Source organism: Streptococcus ruminicola (assembly GCF_011387195.1).
Taxonomy (GTDB): Bacteria; Bacillota; Bacilli; order Lactobacillales; family Streptococcaceae; genus Streptococcus; species Streptococcus ruminicola.
In genome coordinates this window covers 1,323,867-1,340,796 of the sequence record NZ_CP046919.1, presented here as the reverse complement: position 1 = coordinate 1,340,796, position 16,930 = coordinate 1,323,867, and the positions used below count along the sequence as shown (strand labels likewise).

The following is a 16,930-nucleotide window of genomic DNA, read 5'->3' as shown; positions in this document are numbered from 1 at the left end:
TCCTGCCCTAAGCTTCTCATATGAAAAAGGTCAGGAGTTTTTCCTGACCTATAAATAACTACTTGTGATATTTTTTGTAAATAACTGTGTAAAGCCCCAAAGCTAGTAAGCCACCTAATGAATTAGTCCAAAGATCATCAATTTCAAAGACCCGATTAGCATTATAGAGTAAATCTACAAGCAATTGAGTCGTTTCAATCACTAGACTCACTCCAAAAGCAAATAGCCAAGCTCTCTTCCAATGACGTAGTTTTGGAAATAGCCAAATCAAGCCAAACATCAATGGAAAAACAAGAAACATATTTGTGACATTTTGTGCAAAGACCCAAAATGCTTCAAAGGCACTATCAAGCTGACCAATACCAATCAAACTGTTAAACGGCACCAAAAGCAAACGTAAGCGTCCATAATAAATGATATTGGGTGTCTCAACCCCATCGATTTTAAATGGTTGCGGACTAAAACACAAGAAGCAAAGGGCAAGGATGTAAATCCCCACCAAAGTTATTGCCACCTTACGCCCTAAGCTTGTCAACTCAAGTTCTTCATCAAATAGCTTTCTCATTTTACCTTCTTATTTTGCTTTAGCAGCTTTTTGGCGGTCACGTTTCATTGTATTTGAACGCAACTGACCACATGCTGCATCAATATCAGTTCCGTGTTCTTGACGAACGACACAGTTAACACCATTTTTCTTAAGAACATCGTAAAAGGCTGCAACATGTTCTTTACTTGAACGACGGTATTGGTCGTGTTCAGAAACTGGGTTATATGGAATCAAGTTGATGTAAGACAATTTGCGGATTTTTTTCGTCAAATCAGCCAATTCTTGTGCATTTTCTGGTGAGTCATTAACATCATTTAACATGATATACTCAAACGTCACACGACGATTAGTTGTTTCAACGTAGTATTCAATCGCAGCAAAGAGTTTTTCAAGTGGGAATGAACGGTTAACACGCATGATTTGTGAACGCAATTCATTGTTTGGCGCGTGAAGTGAAACAGCCAAGTTAACTTGCAAGCTTTCATGAGCAAATTCACGGATTTTGTGTGCCAAACCTGATGTTGAAATTGTGATGTGACGTGCACCGATAGCAAGACCATTGTCATTGTTAATCGTACGAACAAAGCGAAGCACGTTGTCGTAGTTATCAAATGGTTCACCAATCCCCATAACAACGACGTGACTCACGCGCTCATCTTGACCACGTTCATCAAAGTATTTTTGTACCATCATGATTTGTGAAGTGATTTCACCACTTGTCAAATCACGTTGTTTTTTAATCAAACCGCTGGCACAGAATGAGCAACCCATGTTACAACCGACTTGTGATGTCACACAGACAGACAAACCATAGTGTTGACGCATCAAAACTGTTTCAATCAACATCCCATCAGGCAATTCAAACAAGTATTTGACGGTACCATCTGATGCTTCTTGGACGACACGTTGTTTCAATGGGTTAACGCAGAAATTTTCATTTAAAATAGCGATAAAATCTTTTGAAATGTTTGTCATTTCTTCAAAAGATTGGACACGTTTACGGTAAAGCCAATCCCAAATTTGTGTTGCACGGAATTTCTTTTCACCGTGTTCGATTGCCCATTCGATGAGTTCATCACGTGTTAAACCGTAAATAGAGGGCTTCATGTCCTTAGTTTCTGTTTGCATTCTGTAAATTTATTTCCTTCCTATTTCTCTTTGCGGCGAATGACAAATTGTTTTGCCGACTGAATTTCTTTTTGTTGTTCACGTTTTTGGTGACGCTCACTGCGTCCTTTGCTTTCTTTACGTTTTTGGCTGGTAAAATGTTGATTTCCTGAATGGTCAGCTTTTTTCTTACCAGATGAACGTTTTTGTGATTTATGGCGTCTCGATTGTTTTTCTTCTTCAGACTTCACAGCACGTGGCTCTTTATTTTCAAGAACAAAATAAGCACAGCCAAAGTTACAATATTCTTTAAGGTAATCATCTAAACGTGAAATACGATTAGCCTTTTTAACGTCGCGGTCATCTTTGTAAAAACCTTTTAGACGTAGCTGTTCATTTCCCCAATCTCCGACGATGTAGTCATATTTAAGCAAAATCTCTGAAAATCGTTGACTAAACACAGTTGCGTTAAAAGCATCTTTTTCATTGGCTAAAATCAACAACTCGATATCATCGCTTTTGACACGATCAGAAAATGCCACGAATTGTGGACCAGGAAATTTATTGTAATTGTACATTTCAGGAGAGATATCTTTTCTCATCGGTCTCCTCTCTTCATCCATCGTAAAACTTATTCTTTATGTCTGAGGTAGTCTTCTACCAGTTCTCGAAGCAATTCAGGAAAAAGCAGCTCAGCTTGATGTGATTTAATGCTTTCAAAATAACGAGCAAAATAATATTGATCAACCAAGACTAGATTGACAGTCTCCTTTTCATTCGTAACCTTTTCATTATACACTATTTTTCCGTTTTTGTAAGCAAAGCCACTCGTTAAAACGGTCCCAAATTCTTTACCGCGAAATCCCATGCCACGGATTTGTTGTCTTGCTAACAATTCTGCTTGCGAATAAACATCTTGACAGATTTCGGCTAACTCATCGGTACTTACTTCTAACCTTGCTAGTCGCATTTGATGCGGAAGCGAATGGTGCAAAGTATCTTTAGTAATGTCCTTAGTAAAAGGCTCTACAACCAAGCCAGAATTTATCATGGCAATATCTGCTTTGGCATAGTCTTTCATAGCATCCATCACTAGCTGACAAGAAGACTCTAAAGTCAAGTCTTCATCAAATTGTTTGATTTCTTCTTCACCTAAAAGCTTGCGACCATCTGAAACAATTTTTTCAATCCATTCTTTATCTCCTGGTTTACTTGCCATATGACTAGTTTCATGAGCGTGGATTGTGATATCAGTCATTTCATGATTATCAAAGCTGAGATTAATTTCACCGACAAACTGACCGTATTTTCCTGCAGCTGCCATGTAAGTGCCATTAAGGCATGCCCCATCTTCAAAGACATGGTGCGTATGTGCTCCTATAATAAGATCTATCTCTGGGCATTTTGCAGTAATCTTCTCATCCCAAGGAAGTCCTAGGTGACTAAGCAATATCCTAAAATCAGCTTCTTGTACTTCCTTGATTGCAAGATCTCTTTTTAAACACTCTAAGGGATCAAGAACTGTCCAACCACCTGGTTTATAAGTCAAATAATAAGGAAAAGTATAGGCTAAAAAAGCAATTTTAGTTCCTGCTTTGGTCTCATAAATTTTATAAGGTACTGCCCAGTCGGGGCGACCATTATCGTCTTCTAAGTTTCCTAAAATAACATCAAAGTCAGCCTCTTGATAAACCTCATTTAACCAATGTTTTGCCAGACCAATTCCTTCATTATTACCAATGGTCGCAAAGTCAATCTTAAGCTCGTTTAAAAATTGAACATTACATTTTCCTTTACTAATATCCGTCATTGGATGCCAGCGGTCAATATTATCACCAATATCAAGGCGAATAACTTCATTTGTCTCAGGATATTCTTGAAAAAAACGTTTGATTTTTGGATAATTTTCAAAATGAGAATGCCAATCATTCAGATGTAAAATCGTTAGCTTTTCTGTCATAGCAATATTATAGCATTTTCCACCCCAATAGTGATATTTCAGTGGTTTTACAAATCGATTATCAACCAAAAAAGCTAGATAAAAAATCTAGCTTTTCAATACTCAGCGACTATTTCGCTGTTCTTTTGCCAAGGAGAGACGTTTAACAAACATATAAGCAATTCCTTGGACCATCCATAAGGAAGCATAACAAAGTACCCAAGCTGAGAAAGTCAGCCACTTCATACCTAAGGTCTGATAAATACCATGACCATTTACAGATCTAATAAAAATTAACAAACTAACATCTAAAAAGATAAACAGGGCTGCAATATTAAAGCCAATCACCAAACGTTTCTGCCAGTTTGTCATACACTCCTCCAATCTATTAGTATTCCACCTCTTCATTTTAAACCATTGTAAACAATAAAGCTTAAGAAAAAGTTAACTGATGCATCAAAAAACACCTCTTTTAGCTAGTCTAAAAGAGATGCTTCTTGTATTAATTTGTACTTCTTAGGTAATCAATCGCTTCTTGGACATTCTTGACAGGGACAATTTTCATGTCTGTATCAAGGTCTTTAGCAGCTTCTTTGGCTTCTTCGTAATTTGTCTTAGCATCAGGATCTTTTTTCAATGTTTCTTTATCGACTGGATTATTTGGAACAAAGAAAATATCTGCACCAGATTTGGCAGCTGAGACAACTTTTAAGCCTGCTCCGCCGATATCACCAACAGAACCATCTGATTCAATGGTACCAGTACCAGCAATTTTACGACCTTTACGAAGATCTTCGTTATTAACTTGATCATAAATATCAAGGGTAAACATCAAGCCTGCACTAGGTCCACCAACACCACTGGTATCAAAAGTCACATCGACATCAGATGACACCTTGGTATGATCGACCAGACCAATACCGATACCATTTTTACCATTTGGCAATTCAATGATTTTACCAGAAACCTCTTTGGTTTTACCGTTTGAAATTTCTTGAACAGTGACTTTAGAGCCAAGATCCAAGTCTGCTACATAAGCCATCAATTCTTGTGAACTCTTGAACGTTTTACCATTTACACCAGTAACCGTATCAGCTAGATGTAAAAGTCCTTTAAAGGTTGAATTTTTGGTTACATTTAGGACATAGACACCCTGATAATCAAGCTTAACGTCTTTTCCTGCTAGGGTTAAAGCTTGGTAGGTCGCTGTATTTTGTGAAGTTTCCATGTAGTATTGATTAATACGCATGTAATCTTCATTACTGTAGCCACCTGTTGTTGCGGCAGCCGTTGAAATCTCCGTATGCGGTGTTAACCAAGCATAAACCAGCTGAGCAAGCGTCGCTTGGCTCACTGTCACCGCTACAAAGTTATAGGAACCTTCGTCTTTATCTGTTTTGTTATTAACGGTTAAAACACTACGAACATCATAAGCACCCCCAGGCATTTCAACATAATAGTCGAGGGGATAAAATAAACTAAAGATGAGAAATACAGTTCCCACTACTCCTAGTATCCACCATTTAAAGCGGTATAAAATACGACCTAACTTTTTCAAAATCCCTTTAAATGCGTTTAAGATTGTCATATTTTTCCTCCACTTTTTTTCACAACACTCTCTGGGACAAATGCTGAAATATCAGCCTGAAAATGTATCAATTCACGCACACGACTAGACGACACATAATGCCATTCTGGAGAGGTGAGTAAATAAACACTCTCAATATCACTAGCTAGATGATGATTGAAGAAATCCATACTCCCTTCATATTCCAAATCTTTAGCATCTCGAATTCCTCTGACCAAATAACCAGCCTTTAATTCTCTTGCCACATCAACAGCCAAAGAATCATGTGCTGTCACTACGCTAACATTTGAATAAGGTTCTACTGCCTCTTCTAGCATCTGTTTTCTCTCAGCAATCGTAAACAGACCAGATTTATTTCTATTATATAAAATCCCTACATAAAGCGTATCAAATAGTCGACTCGCACGCGCTATAATATCAAGATGTCCATTTGTCACAGGGTCAAAAGATCCCGTCACCAAACCAATTTTTGTCATATTGCCTCCATCAAGGATATCATGACATTTACTATCTAATGTAAACCGTCACCTTACTAATTCCGTATGTTTTTTGTTTCCAAATGCCAAAGCTTGAAATCTCTTCTGGCAAATCCACAGCTTTATCTGTTTCACATACAATCATCACATCTTCAGACAAAAGCCCAGCTTCTTCCATGTCAGTGATATTTTTAACGATTTCCTCTTTCGCATAAGGCGGGTCCAACAAAACCAAATCAAATGGTCCTTTGACCATGCCGAGCGCTTTATTAGCATCCATCTTCATCAAATGAAATTGCTGTTCAGATTTCGTCATTTTGATATTTTCTGTGATAATAGCTTGCGCCTTACGGTTGCGTTCAACCATGACCGCTTCATCCATCCCACGTGAGATAGCTTCAATAGCAAGACTACCGCTACCAGAAAACAAATCCAAAACACGCCCACCATCAAAGAATGGGCCAATCATATTAAAAATAGCGCCCTTAACCTTATCAGTTGTCGGACGAGTAATTTTTCCATCGAGCGTCTTCAAGGGACGCCCACCAAATTTTCCTGCTACAACTCTCATAAGAACCATTATAACAAAATTAACCTAAAATGCCTTAAAAAATTATTGATAAGGTTTACACTAAAAATAAGATTTGATATGATGAATAGGATAATTTTAATTATCAAAGTTTTTTAGGGTAAAGGAGTTATGATGGATTTTAAAAAAATCTTTAAAGACAAGAAAAATATTGCCCTTACTGTCTTGTCAGTCTTATTGATTGGTAGCTTCTCTGCTCAAGGAAGTAAAGATCATGAACTTTCCCAAGCTGAAACTAAGATTGAACAACTCAGCCGAGAAATTGACGATACCAAATCAGACTTAATTGATAGTCAAAACGAACTCAGCGATTTCAAAGAAGAAAACGCCAAATACATTGAAATTGGTAAAAAAGAATACCAAAAAGTCAAAGCTATCGAAGATGAAGCCCTAGCTGCTGTCACAAAGCTTGAAAATGATCAAACTCAAGCTAACCTCGATGCTGCAACTAATAAAGTGAATGCTGTCACAGATAGCAAGGTTAAAGAAAAGCTTCAAAAACGCATTGCAACTGTAAAAACAGCCATCGAAGCTAAAAAACAACAAGAAGTTATCAATGCGGCTGAAACAGCTGTTAAAAAACTCGAAAGCGACCAAAAACGTGAAAACGTCGATGACGCTAAAAATAAAGTAAACGCGGTATCTGATTCAGCTAAAAAGGAAGCCTTTAATAACCGTATCAATGCTGTCGTTTCAGCTATCGATGCCAAAGAAGCTGAGGCAGCAAAACAAGCCGAAGAGGCAAAAAAAGCTCAAGAAGCTGAAGCTGCACGTCAAGCACAAGAGCAAGCTGCCGCTGAAGCTGCTCGTCAAGCACAGGAACAAGCTGCTGCTGCCGCTCAACAAGCGCAACAACAACAACAAGCTGCTGGTGGATATAAAAGAGATTATCGCGGTAGATGGCACCGCCCAAATGGACAATACGCTTCAAAAGCAGAAATTGCAGCTGCTGGCTTGCCATGGTAAAAAATGATTAACTGAGATAAATATCATCTCAGTTTTTATATTCAAAAAGGTCGACTGGAGTGCCAGCCGACCTTTTTTAGTCCTTAAATTAAGTTTCTTCTATTAAAGAATGTTTTCGTAAGTATCACGAACATCTTTTGGCCAAACACTTGATTGTACTTCACCAATGTGTTTTTTACGAAGCAAGAACATTGCCATACGTGATTGACCGATACCACCACCGATTGTAAGTGGGAAGAGACCGTTAAGAAGAGCTTTGTGCCATTCTAGTTGCAAACGATCTTCGTCACCAGTAATTTTGACTTGGCGTTTAAGAGCTTCTTCGTCAACACGAATACCCATTGATGACAATTCAAAAGCTGAGCCAAGCACTTCGTTCCAAACAATAATATCACCGTTAAGACCATGGTATCCATTTTCAGATTCAGAAGTCCAGTCATCGTAGTCAGGTGCACGACCATCGTGGCGTTGACCATCTGGCAAAATACCACCAATACCAATAAGGAAAATCGCACCGAATTCTTTAGCAGCAGCATTTTCACGTTCTTTTGGTGTCAAATCTGGATAACGTTCTACCAATTCTTCTGTGTGAATGAAAGTAATTTTCTTAGGTAAAACAGCTTCAATATCAAAACGTGCTTCTACTGCTAGTTCTGTCAAACGAATAGCTTTGTAAACTTGTTCAACAGTTTCTTTCAAGTATTCGATGTTGCGACGACCATTTGGAATAACTTTTTCCCAATCCCATTGGTCGACATAAATTGAGTGGATTGGGTCTAATTCTTCTTCATCTGGACGGAGAGCTTTCATGTGTACGAAAAGCCCTTCTCCTTCATTGAAGCCGAAACGTGCTAAGGTATGACGTTTCCACTTAGCAAGTGAATGAACAACTTCATATTCAGCATCAGGAATACGTTTAACGTGCACAGATACAGGATGTTCAACGCCGTTCAAATTATCTTGCATACCATCCCCGACCTGGCTAAGAATAGGTCCTTGCACTTCAACGATGCCAAGTTTATCAATCAAATATTGAGTAAAAGTATTCTTGACAAAAGAAATCTCCTGCTGTTGATGAATAAAGCTTTTCTTCATATGCTCCTCCTTAAAAATTTTTTTAAATTTGAAATACCAAAATGATAATGAACGATAGTGAGGTATATTTTGTATTTCGTGATCGCTTTACAACGATAGAGCTATTATACACCTATGTTTTTAAAAAATAAACACTTTTTTGCAAATTTTCGCAATATTTTTGAATTTTATGTTAGATAACCTAACAAAGGATGGAAAATCGGCTATTTATAAGCATTTTTTAGAAGAAAATTTCACTTTATAGTATTAAAAAAATTGAACCATCAAACAAAAATAGCTCAACTTTTTTCTAATAATTAAACCGTTGTCAAAATAGTGTTTAAATAGCGACAGTTATCAAATATCACTCTTTTGACCCTTGTAACAATTTTAAAAAGATAAAACTCAAAATAATAACCGAACAACCAATATAGAAGAAATTAAATGGATTACTTGGTGTGAAAATCAGCGTGAAAAGAGCTGTTCCAAGTGGCATAAATAAAATAGCAACGGTAAAAACGATTCCCAGCACTCGCCCCAGATACTCACTTGCTACTTCTCTTTGAACAAGCGAAAAAGAATGAATGTTAAACAAGGTCATAAAAATTCCAGAACCAACTGGCGACAGTGCCAAAAGAAAAATACTCGGTTTCAAAAAATAAAGAACGGGAGCTAAGGCAACAAATCCTCCAAAAATAGACAAAAGTGCCATTAATTGACCAGTCGATAATTTGTATCTAATTTTTCCGCTAATAACCGCTCCAATCACTCCACCAATCGCCTCAGCTGTTAAAAACATAGCATAACTATTTCCAGTGATTTTTGGGAACATTTGATTACTATAAGGCAGTAAAAGACTGTAACCAGCCATAAAAAAGTTAACCCCAGCAGAAAGAGCAATCAGAAGATAAATCTGGCGATTACTGATAACATACTTAAAGCCACTAACCAAATCATCGATAATGACCTTGGCTGAAAAATCATCATTCTTACTTGTCTCTTCTAAAATAGGTTGAACAAAAGCAACAATCAAAGCTGATAATAAAAAGGACAACCCATCAAGACTCAAGGCTCCTCGGATACCAATCATGTGGTAAATTCCTAAAGCAAGCATCGGGACAATGATTTTAACCAGAGTCGCAAGCGTTTGAAGGTAAGAATTCACTCGAGTAATATTGTCCTTTTCGACGATTTCTTTGGTAAAGGCATTGTAGGCTGGTGTCGAAAATGCTGACAAAAATGCTAGTAAAGCATTGGTTAAAATGACCGCATAGATGAGCCAAGTTTGCTTGGAAATAAGAGACAAGCACAGACAAATTAAGCCACTCAAAAAATCACTTAAAATGATAATTTTCTTTCGTCTGAAACGGTCCGCAATCACTCCGCCAAATAAATTAAACAGGGCTCCAATGATATTTTCAAGTGCCTGGTAAATTCCCACCAACATCATTGATTTCACGTTCATACTCGCTAAAAACGAATTATTCACATAATCAAATAAAGTATCACCTATCTTTGAAATCGTACTGCTCGTTACTAAAAGACCTGTATTTTTTCGTTCGATTTTCCTCATAAGCACCTCCCGATTGTTAGATAGTATACTCTTCAAAAACTATTTTTGCAATATTCTTTCAATTTTATTTTCAAAAAACCGCACCTACTAGCACGGTTACTTTATTCTTTCCTGAGTGAATCGATTTTTTCAATTAATTCTTTTGTCATACGACGTGGACCACGAACGGCTTTGACGCCATAACTTTTTAACGTTTCAAAAGTCACTTGCTCATCTGAGAAAGTATAAAGCAATTCAATTTTCATTAGTTTCTTAATAGAAGTATCATCTCGATAAGCATCATTTGGCAAATCAGCTTCTAAGACTTGGCAAAAATACCGCACTGCCTTAGTCGGTGCTGTCATGTAAATCGCCACAAAATCACCTTTTTTAATGCTTGCTTTTTGTGTCCATAAAATAACCTTCTTTGCTGCAAATTCAGCATCAATATCATAATACTTGGGGTTGGCTGGAATTAACCAATAATCTGGACCACTACTGCTCCCCAAGGCCTTTCCAGCTACCAAAGCTCTGCTATTATCCACCAAAGAAAAAAGGAGCTCATCAGGAACTGTCTCATCTAAAACCACACTCACCCAAGACTTCTTATTCATGTGGTAAGACGGATAAACGCCCGTGATTTCAATCAATTCAGGCAACTTAGCTTGTTCAACCTTAATATTGATTATTTCAACTTTGTCATCCAGCGCTTCTTGCGACCACTGCTCCTCACCAAGGTCTAATTTGCCACGCGCAAGCGTCATCACAAGACCATACCACTTCTGATTTTTAGGATAGCGAAAAGAAGAGAACTCAGGATATTTTTCAAAAGGATGGTCAAAATCATCGCCATAAGTTGCCTTTAGGTGATTTGCAAGACGATTCATTTGGTCACTAGCAAATGGCAGAGCTTCAAAGCAAGCCTCAGCCACTCTTTCAAGAACCTCTTGATAAGCTTCTCTGACTTGTCCGACAAAATTCCCACTCGCTGCTGGCACATGAAGCGCCAAATACTCTTCTCCTAGGTCTGTGTCCATCACTTTGCCACTGACCTGACCGTCTGCTGAAATATGAAGCTGAACCTCAAAATCACCATTCAAAATCAACTTCGTATAGTCATAACCAGCCTCAGATTTCTCAAATCCAAACGCCACCAAGCGCTCAAAGACCACCCGCTTCTTAGCAAAAAAATCCGACTCAACTGACATAGAAGCTCCTTTCATTTAGCATAAGTATAGCAAAAAAAGACTGGAATAACATTTTCCAGCCCTTTCTTTTCATTATTTAATCAAGTGATAATCTCGTAAAAGTTTTTCAATGTCTGTTCCTTCAACTTTTCGTAAGAATTGTTTTAAGATAAATTTTTCAACAAAATTTAAGTTCATCTCAGTAATTGGTTTTCCATCCCTTAGAGCAACTGTCGCATGTAAAAGATCACGAATATCATAAGTACTTGCCCAAACTTCTGGGACTGCTCGATCAACATTAAACAAAGTATAAACGGCTTCCATGGCAGTTCGGATAGAATACTCTGTCGTAAAAATAGTATCGCGTTCTGTCTCAGCAAATTGACCTAAGAAAGCAAAATTAATAGCGCCATCTGGAACAACATCAGGACGATCACCTTTTTCGCGTGGCATAAAGAAAGCTGTAATGTAAGGCATCATACATGGAACGGTCTTTGCACTATTTGCAGCTAACTTGTCAATGTCCTCAACTGGAACTCCTAAATGATAGAGCCACTCTGCACAAATCTCTTGTCCTGTACAATCACGCATTGGCTTTTTAATATAATTTCCTTCCCTATCAGTAAAAAGCGCATAAACCCAGACAGTTAACTCATTTTTAGGTTGATTTCTAAATTGTGGTTGTCGGTTAACAGTCCAACTCAAAAGCCAATTTGAATCTTTTACCGAAACAATCCCCCCAGTCACAATGTTGCCAGAAAACGGATCACGTTTACAGATTTTTTGAATAAATGTTGGAATCTTATCATCCAAGGTAGTCACGGTCGCGCTCATCCAATTTGATTTTTCAGGTGACGAACAAAACTTATCCGGATGACCAAATGACTCATCTTGATCCGCAATTTTTCGCCACATATCCCAGCCATTTCCTTCTTTGATGTCTTTATTAAAGCAAGCTGGCTTATCTTGACTACCATAACTTGAATTTTCAACACAACCACCATTTGTGATAAACACAAAATCATTTTCAGTCAAATCAATACTACTTTTTTCAGCATCAGAAAGAATATCAAGCCGTTTAGCAACTTTTTTATCCTTTTGACAATCAAATTCGACGTTAATCACCTTTGTGTTGTAATGGAAAACAACTCCAAATGATTCTAGGTATTTTACCATTGGCAAAATCATTGATTCGTATTGATTATAGCGTGTGAAACGCAAAGCAGTAAAATCTGGTAAACCACTAATATGGTTAATATAGCGTTTAAGGTAACGTTTCATTTCTAAGGCTGAATGCCAATTTTCAAAAGCAAACATTGTTCGCCAGTATAGCCAAAAATTTGATCCAAACACTTCATCATCAAAGAATTCATCAATTCTTCTGTTATACAATTCTTCATCTGGCGTAAAATAAAGTTTCATAATTTCAAGAGCTGCTTTATCAGACAATCCAAATTTTTTATCCGTATGAGCATCTTGACCTTGCTTTTCAGTCGCTCGACAAAGAGAATAATTTGGATCTGCTTTGTTTAACCAATAAAATTCATCTAAGACACTAACACCTTCTGTCTCAATTGAAGGAATCGAACGGAATAATTCCCACATACACTCGAAGTGATTATCCATTTCACGACCACCACGCATGACATAACCAATGTCACTATATTGGTAACCATCACAAGCACCACCAGAAATGGGCTCTTTTTCAAGAATATGGATATTTTTACCAGGCATTTGAGCATCTCTCACTAAAAAGCATGCTGCAGACAAAGCTGCCAAACCAGCACCTACAATATAGGCTGATTTGTGATCGACACCTTCTGGCTTCAACGGACGGGCAAATGCTTCATAATTACCACTTGAATAATACATATCGAGAACCTCCATCTTTTTTGTTACCTTCATTATAGATAATTCAAAGATTTTACTTCAATAAACAAAAAAGACCAAATGATAAATTTTTTATCATTTAAAGTCTTTTGATTAATTATTTTTTTGATGATAGTGATTTAAAGCTGACACAATATTGCCATGAACCAGAATAGCTAGCCGTTCAACGATATCTTCTGGCTTTTCTTTCATATCATTTTTTATCCAATCTAACATTAATCCAACCAAAGCATACTTGTAAAAATCAGCAATAAATTCTTTTTGCTTATCACTTACCATTAACCCGACAGCTTTTTCTTCAACAACATCAAGCATTAATTGATAAGTTAACTGATAAAGGTAACATTCAATTTGTTCTCGACTAACAGAATGATAGACATTCATAATAAATGGCTTATTCTCTTTAACTGCCTTAAAAATATCAAGAAGCCCATTTTCCCAGCTATCATAGTGCCTATTCTCGCCCAAAGCTTTTTGAGCATCCTCAACACAAGACCACTCCACCAAATCATAAATATCCTTGAAATGATAATAAAAAGTCATGCGATTAATCCCACAATCCTCTGCGATATCTTTAATAGTAATCTTAGTGAGTGGCTTTTTTAACAACAAATGCTTCAAAGAATCTTCTAAAGCCCGTTTGGTAACCTGAGTCATAATACCCCTCTTATCCCTTTTTCCTTTATTATACTACAAAAGAAAAATTCACTTTTAAAATAAGCAATAGTCAATTCACAAACTAGTTATCATTTGACAAGTTTTCTTGGCAATTTTATAATTATTATGACAACAAAACTTGGCAGGAGGACTCACTTATGAATAAGGAAGATATTTTAAAAATGGCTCAAAGCGAAAAAAGAGATGAAATGGAGTTACATATCAAAGATAAATCAATGACGTGGTCATATCTGGTTATGGTTATTGTGGCTGGCCTGTTTAGCTTCTTTAAATCTCTTCATGGATTTCCTATAGCTGATTTAACAGCTACAGTTTCTGCTTCCGTCGGTACAACATTAGCTTATCGTTATGCTAAACTAAAGGATAAACAAGATTTATTTTTTGCGATTGTTATGTTTATTATTGCACTGATTTCTACAATTTATTTCTTTATAGGATATTAACAAATGACTAATAAACTTGAATTAAAAAACAATCTTAAACAGGCTCGATTAGAACAACATTTATCACAAGCAGCTCTTGCAAAACTAGTTGGGGTTTCTAGAAATACCATAAGCTCAATTGAAACGAGACAATTTAGTCCAACAGCCAAATTAGCTCTACTTTTATGCATCGCTCTAGATAAAAAATTCGAAGACCTGTTTTACTTTTAATGGTTAACATACCAAAAACCCCACTTCATTTTTTGAAGTGGGGCTATTTTTGATAACTATTGTGGATTTAGGTTGTTTGTAGTTATCTGTGAAAAAGAAAGTTAACTAGGATTGTTTATAGTATAGATTTCCTCACTTAAGGCAATCTTAACGAATCCTTGCAGAAACCTTAAACTTATTTCACCAATTTTTTCATATCTTCGATACGAGCGACTGTTGCGTCGTATTTAGCTTGGTAGTCAACTTGTTTGTCACGTTCTTTTTGGACAACTTCTGGTTTAGCGTTAGCGACGAACTTTTCGTTGCCAAGTTTGCGTGCGACTATCATATCAACGCATACCACTTATGATTCTTCGAGTAACGGTAAGACGAAAACTCAGGATATTTTTCAAAAGGATGGTCATACATGTCGCCATATGTCGCTTGCAAGTAGTGTGCGAGACGATTGGTTTGTGGATTGAGAAATGGCAGAGCTTCAAAGCAAGCTTCAGCCACTCTTTCAAGAACCTCTTGATAAGCTTCACGAACCTTCCCAATAAAACTGCCACTCGAACCAGCCACATGAAGAGCAAGATACTCTTCATTTAAATCGGTATCAATCACCCTTGCTGACACCTGACCATCCAGTGAAACATGAACTCGCACCTCAAAATCGCCATTCAAAATCAGCTCCGCGTAGTCATAACCAGCCTGATTTTTCTCAAATCCAAACACCACCAAGCACTCAAACACCACACGCTTCTTTCTAAAAATATCTGATTCAAATGACATAGGGACTCCTTTTGCAATTTTACAATAATATATAAAAAACATGGATCGACTGTAATTCTGTAAAATATTTATGATATACTAAGTTTAACATAAAATCTAGGAGTGTTATATGTCAGAAGAATTTTCATTGAATTATCATGCAGCAACTATCCAACATCTTGGTATTGGTCTATATAAACAGCTTCCACAAGCAATTGCCGAACTGATTAGTAATTCTTGGGATGCTGATAGTCATAATGTTCAAATTTCAATCGACTATAAAAAAAAGATTATTGTCGTATCTGATGATGGTAATGGTATGTCTGCAAAAGAATTAAACGAAAATTTCCTAACCATTGCCCGCAATAGAAGATTGTCGGATGTTGAAAATAAAGAAACAAAAGAATATGGACTCTCAAAATTAGGAAGAAAAGTAACTGGAAAAAAAGGATTAGGAAAATTAGCCTTATTTGGTATTGCTGATACAATTATAATCGATAGCATACAGAATGGTAAGCGAAATTCTTTCGAGTTAAACTATAAAAAAATTCAAAATTCTTCTGAAGCTACATATCACCCAAAAACTCTTCTATATAATTTTGATACTTCAGAAAAGAATGGTACTAAAATAACAATTAAAGATATAACATTAAAAAGCATAACAAGATTGGATACCCTATATGATAGTCTCTCAAAGCGTTTTAATAAATATTCTCGTGAAAATTTTTTAGTCACTCTAACATCTAACGATGGAACTACTTTTGAACTAGATGAAAAAGCATTTATAAAAAGTATTCAACCTAAAAAAGAGGAAACTGAATTTACTTTTAATTTTCCTGAAGATTTTACAAATATAGAAAGTAATCAATCAAGAAATGTTATCCAAGTACTAAAAAATTATGGTATTACAGGGGTTGTCTTTACCAAGAAAACTCCTTTAGCAGCTAATAAACAAGGTTTTTCGGTTTTATCGAGGGGAAAACTGGCTAGCGAACAATCTACTACGCAGTTTGATAATCGATCAAACGACTATTTCTATACATATGCTGTTGGATATTTCAATATAGACTACTTAGATGATGATAATTTTAAAGACTTTATTTCAACAGATAGACAATCTATTCGCTGGGAAGCCGATGAAGAATTATTAAATATCAAAAGTAATCTCAACAAGTTGATTGGTATTATTCAACGTGAATGGAAGCAAAAACGTAAAAAAGCTAGAGACGTTAAAGCTGAAAATACCATCAAAAGAAATCACATTATTCTACAAACAAACCTTTCAGTTGAAGATTCTAAAGTCATAAATAATATCAGTAAAAAATTAGAAGATGACAATATTACTATCTCTGATTCCGACAAACAAAAAATTCTTGACACTGTAACGAAGTCAACCCAATCCTATAAAAAAGATCATAGTGTCTACAAAGAATTGATTCCTAAGAACTTCAATGTTCCTAGTTATGTTGGCACTAAGATACAAATGTTACGAGAAGAAATGATAGAGGCTGCTGAAGAAAAAGAAGTTAATCGTTTCATACTAACTCAAGGTTTATTACTACGAGCAATGATTGAAAGCACCACAACAATATACCTTAGAAAAAATTTTCAAGAGGCTACTGACATAATTAAAGAAAAAAATTATAATTGTAAACTTCCCAAAAACGAAAGCGAAATTGATACTCTTGCTTTCGCAATTAAATACAAGATAATGGTACAACTATTATCAAAACATGGTAAAATTACTAATCGTAGAGTGAGTAGCTTAATTGATGAATTTGAAAATAATAAAGTTAATAAACACCTAGATTTATTAATGCATGATGCAGAAAATTTTCCTCAATTTGATACATTAAAAATAATTTGGAATTGTGTTTCCCCTCAACTTATGTATGCATTTGATGATATGAATAACTAAAAATGGTCAACTAGAT

Annotated in this window: 17 protein-coding genes and 2 pseudogenes; 4 read left to right on the top strand and 15 right to left on the bottom strand. The window is 36.2% G+C overall.

What is annotated here, in order from left to right; translation table 11 throughout:
• Positions 1–58: 58 nt before the first annotated feature.
• From GPZ88_RS06950 to rsmD, 8 genes are all read right to left on the bottom strand, one after another.
• On the bottom strand, positions 59–565 hold the full coding sequence (locus GPZ88_RS06950) for a VanZ family protein (protein WP_158913284.1): 507 nt from the start codon (positions 563–565) through the stop codon (positions 59–61).
• Between the two features lie 9 nt (positions 566–574).
• Entirely contained in the window at positions 575–1,675 is a 1,101-nt protein-coding gene (rlmN, locus tag GPZ88_RS06945; RefSeq protein ID WP_039697319.1) for a dual-specificity RNA methyltransferase RlmN, read from the bottom strand.
• A gap of 20 nt (positions 1,676–1,695) precedes the next feature.
• The gene (locus GPZ88_RS06940) at positions 1,696–2,256 is read right to left on the bottom strand and encodes a YutD family protein (protein ID WP_166043811.1); all 561 of its coding nucleotides are present in this window, start codon (positions 2,254–2,256) and stop codon (positions 1,696–1,698) included.
• 29 nt (positions 2,257–2,285) lie between these two features.
• Complete coding sequence (locus GPZ88_RS06935; protein WP_166043809.1) at positions 2,286–3,614, bottom strand: bifunctional metallophosphatase/5'-nucleotidase; 1,329 nt, start codon at positions 3,612–3,614, stop codon at positions 2,286–2,288.
• 102 nt (positions 3,615–3,716) lie between these two features.
• Positions 3,717–3,965 carry a DUF3923 family protein gene (locus tag GPZ88_RS06930; protein WP_074601322.1) on the bottom strand — a complete coding sequence of 83 codons (249 nt, stop codon included), beginning with the start codon at positions 3,963–3,965 and terminating at the stop codon, positions 3,717–3,719.
• A 130-nt stretch (positions 3,966–4,095) separates the two neighbouring features.
• Positions 4,096–5,181: a SepM family pheromone-processing serine protease gene (locus GPZ88_RS06925; RefSeq protein ID WP_074563228.1), complete on the bottom strand. Its 1,086-nt coding sequence runs from the start codon at positions 5,179–5,181 to the stop codon at positions 4,096–4,098.
• Positions 5,178–5,657: a pantetheine-phosphate adenylyltransferase gene (gene coaD / locus GPZ88_RS06920; protein WP_166043807.1), complete on the bottom strand. Its 480-nt coding sequence runs from the start codon at positions 5,655–5,657 to the stop codon at positions 5,178–5,180. The genes GPZ88_RS06925 and coaD overlap by 4 nt, the downstream gene beginning before the upstream one ends.
• 31 nt (positions 5,658–5,688) lie before the next feature.
• Complete coding sequence (gene rsmD, locus GPZ88_RS06915; RefSeq protein ID WP_039697336.1) at positions 5,689–6,228, bottom strand: 16S rRNA (guanine(966)-N(2))-methyltransferase RsmD; 540 nt, start codon at positions 6,226–6,228, stop codon at positions 5,689–5,691.
• A 132-nt stretch (positions 6,229–6,360) separates the two neighbouring features.
• Here rsmD and GPZ88_RS06910 point away from each other — a divergent pair, with 132 nt between their 5' ends.
• Positions 6,361–7,212: a hypothetical protein gene (locus GPZ88_RS06910; protein ID WP_166043805.1), complete on the top strand. Its 852-nt coding sequence runs from the start codon at positions 6,361–6,363 to the stop codon at positions 7,210–7,212.
• A 102-nt stretch (positions 7,213–7,314) separates the two neighbouring features.
• Here GPZ88_RS06910 and asnA read toward each other — a convergent pair whose 3' ends face one another.
• From asnA to GPZ88_RS06885, 5 genes are all read right to left on the bottom strand, one after another.
• A complete protein-coding gene (gene asnA, locus GPZ88_RS06905) occupies positions 7,315–8,307 on the bottom strand; it encodes an aspartate--ammonia ligase (protein WP_074563225.1) in 993 nt (330 codons plus the stop codon).
• Between the two features lie 343 nt (positions 8,308–8,650).
• The gene (locus tag GPZ88_RS06900; protein WP_166043804.1) at positions 8,651–9,859 is read right to left on the bottom strand and encodes an MFS transporter; all 1,209 of its coding nucleotides are present in this window, start codon (positions 9,857–9,859) and stop codon (positions 8,651–8,653) included.
• Positions 9,860–9,960: 101 nt separating this feature from the next.
• Complete coding sequence (locus tag GPZ88_RS06895) at positions 9,961–11,046, bottom strand: MmcQ/YjbR family DNA-binding protein (protein ID WP_166043802.1); 1,086 nt, start codon at positions 11,044–11,046, stop codon at positions 9,961–9,963.
• 72 nt (positions 11,047–11,118) lie between these two features.
• Complete coding sequence (locus tag GPZ88_RS06890) at positions 11,119–12,897, bottom strand: oleate hydratase (RefSeq protein ID WP_166043800.1); 1,779 nt, start codon at positions 12,895–12,897, stop codon at positions 11,119–11,121.
• Between the two features lie 111 nt (positions 12,898–13,008).
• Complete coding sequence (locus GPZ88_RS06885; RefSeq protein WP_166043798.1) at positions 13,009–13,572, bottom strand: TetR/AcrR family transcriptional regulator; 564 nt, start codon at positions 13,570–13,572, stop codon at positions 13,009–13,011.
• A gap of 158 nt (positions 13,573–13,730) precedes the next feature.
• Between GPZ88_RS06885 and GPZ88_RS06880 the strand changes: the two genes are divergently transcribed.
• Both GPZ88_RS06880 and GPZ88_RS06875 read left to right on the top strand, forming a co-directional pair.
• Entirely contained in the window at positions 13,731–14,036 is a 306-nt protein-coding gene (locus GPZ88_RS06880; RefSeq protein ID WP_074481823.1) for a DUF6442 family protein, read from the top strand.
• A gap of 3 nt (positions 14,037–14,039) precedes the next feature.
• Complete coding sequence (locus tag GPZ88_RS06875) at positions 14,040–14,246, top strand: helix-turn-helix transcriptional regulator (protein ID WP_166043796.1); 207 nt, start codon at positions 14,040–14,042, stop codon at positions 14,244–14,246.
• 175 nt (positions 14,247–14,421) lie between these two features.
• Here the strand turns inward: GPZ88_RS06875 and GPZ88_RS06870 are convergent.
• Together GPZ88_RS06870 and GPZ88_RS06865 are read right to left on the bottom strand one after the other, a co-directional pair.
• Positions 14,422–14,571: pseudogene (locus GPZ88_RS06870) on the bottom strand (hypothetical protein); the annotation flags it as partial.
• A gap of 2 nt (positions 14,572–14,573) precedes the next feature.
• Positions 14,574–15,017 (bottom strand): annotated as a pseudogene (locus tag GPZ88_RS06865) (MmcQ/YjbR family DNA-binding protein); the annotation flags it as partial.
• A gap of 109 nt (positions 15,018–15,126) precedes the next feature.
• On the opposite strand from GPZ88_RS06865, the gene GPZ88_RS06860 reads away from it, so the two are divergent.
• The gene (locus GPZ88_RS06860) at positions 15,127–16,914 is read left to right on the top strand and encodes an ATP-binding protein (RefSeq protein WP_166043794.1); all 1,788 of its coding nucleotides are present in this window, start codon (positions 15,127–15,129) and stop codon (positions 16,912–16,914) included.
• Positions 16,915–16,930 lie beyond the last annotated feature (16 nt).

Coding starts and splice junctions, on each gene's coding strand:
- GPZ88_RS06950 (WP_158913284.1), bottom strand. CDS start 565: ATGAGAAAGCTATTTGATGAAGAACTTGAGTTGACAAGCTTAGGGCGT.
- rlmN (WP_039697319.1), bottom strand. CDS start 1,675: ATGCAAACAGAAACTAAGGACATGAAGCCCTCTATTTACGGTTTAACA.
- GPZ88_RS06940 (WP_166043811.1), bottom strand. CDS start 2,256: ATGAGAAAAGATATCTCTCCTGAAATGTACAATTACAATAAATTTCCT.
- GPZ88_RS06935 (WP_166043809.1), bottom strand. CDS start 3,614: ATGACAGAAAAGCTAACGATTTTACATCTGAATGATTGGCATTCTCAT.
- GPZ88_RS06930 (WP_074601322.1), bottom strand. CDS start 3,965: ATGACAAACTGGCAGAAACGTTTGGTGATTGGCTTTAATATTGCAGCC.
- GPZ88_RS06925 (WP_074563228.1), bottom strand. CDS start 5,181: ATGACAATCTTAAACGCATTTAAAGGGATTTTGAAAAAGTTAGGTCGT.
- coaD (WP_166043807.1), bottom strand. CDS start 5,657: ATGACAAAAATTGGTTTGGTGACGGGATCTTTTGACCCTGTGACAAAT.
- rsmD (WP_039697336.1), bottom strand. CDS start 6,228: ATGAGAGTTGTAGCAGGAAAATTTGGTGGGCGTCCCTTGAAGACGCTC.
- GPZ88_RS06910 (WP_166043805.1), top strand. CDS start 6,361: ATGGATTTTAAAAAAATCTTTAAAGACAAGAAAAATATTGCCCTTACT.
- asnA (WP_074563225.1), bottom strand. CDS start 8,307: ATGAAGAAAAGCTTTATTCATCAACAGCAGGAGATTTCTTTTGTCAAG.
- GPZ88_RS06900 (WP_166043804.1), bottom strand. CDS start 9,859: ATGAGGAAAATCGAACGAAAAAATACAGGTCTTTTAGTAACGAGCAGT.
- GPZ88_RS06895 (WP_166043802.1), bottom strand. CDS start 11,046: ATGTCAGTTGAGTCGGATTTTTTTGCTAAGAAGCGGGTGGTCTTTGAG.
- GPZ88_RS06890 (WP_166043800.1), bottom strand. CDS start 12,897: ATGTATTATTCAAGTGGTAATTATGAAGCATTTGCCCGTCCGTTGAAG.
- GPZ88_RS06885 (WP_166043798.1), bottom strand. CDS start 13,572: ATGACTCAGGTTACCAAACGGGCTTTAGAAGATTCTTTGAAGCATTTG.
- GPZ88_RS06880 (WP_074481823.1), top strand. CDS start 13,731: ATGAATAAGGAAGATATTTTAAAAATGGCTCAAAGCGAAAAAAGAGAT.
- GPZ88_RS06875 (WP_166043796.1), top strand. CDS start 14,040: ATGACTAATAAACTTGAATTAAAAAACAATCTTAAACAGGCTCGATTA.
- GPZ88_RS06860 (WP_166043794.1), top strand. CDS start 15,127: ATGTCAGAAGAATTTTCATTGAATTATCATGCAGCAACTATCCAACAT.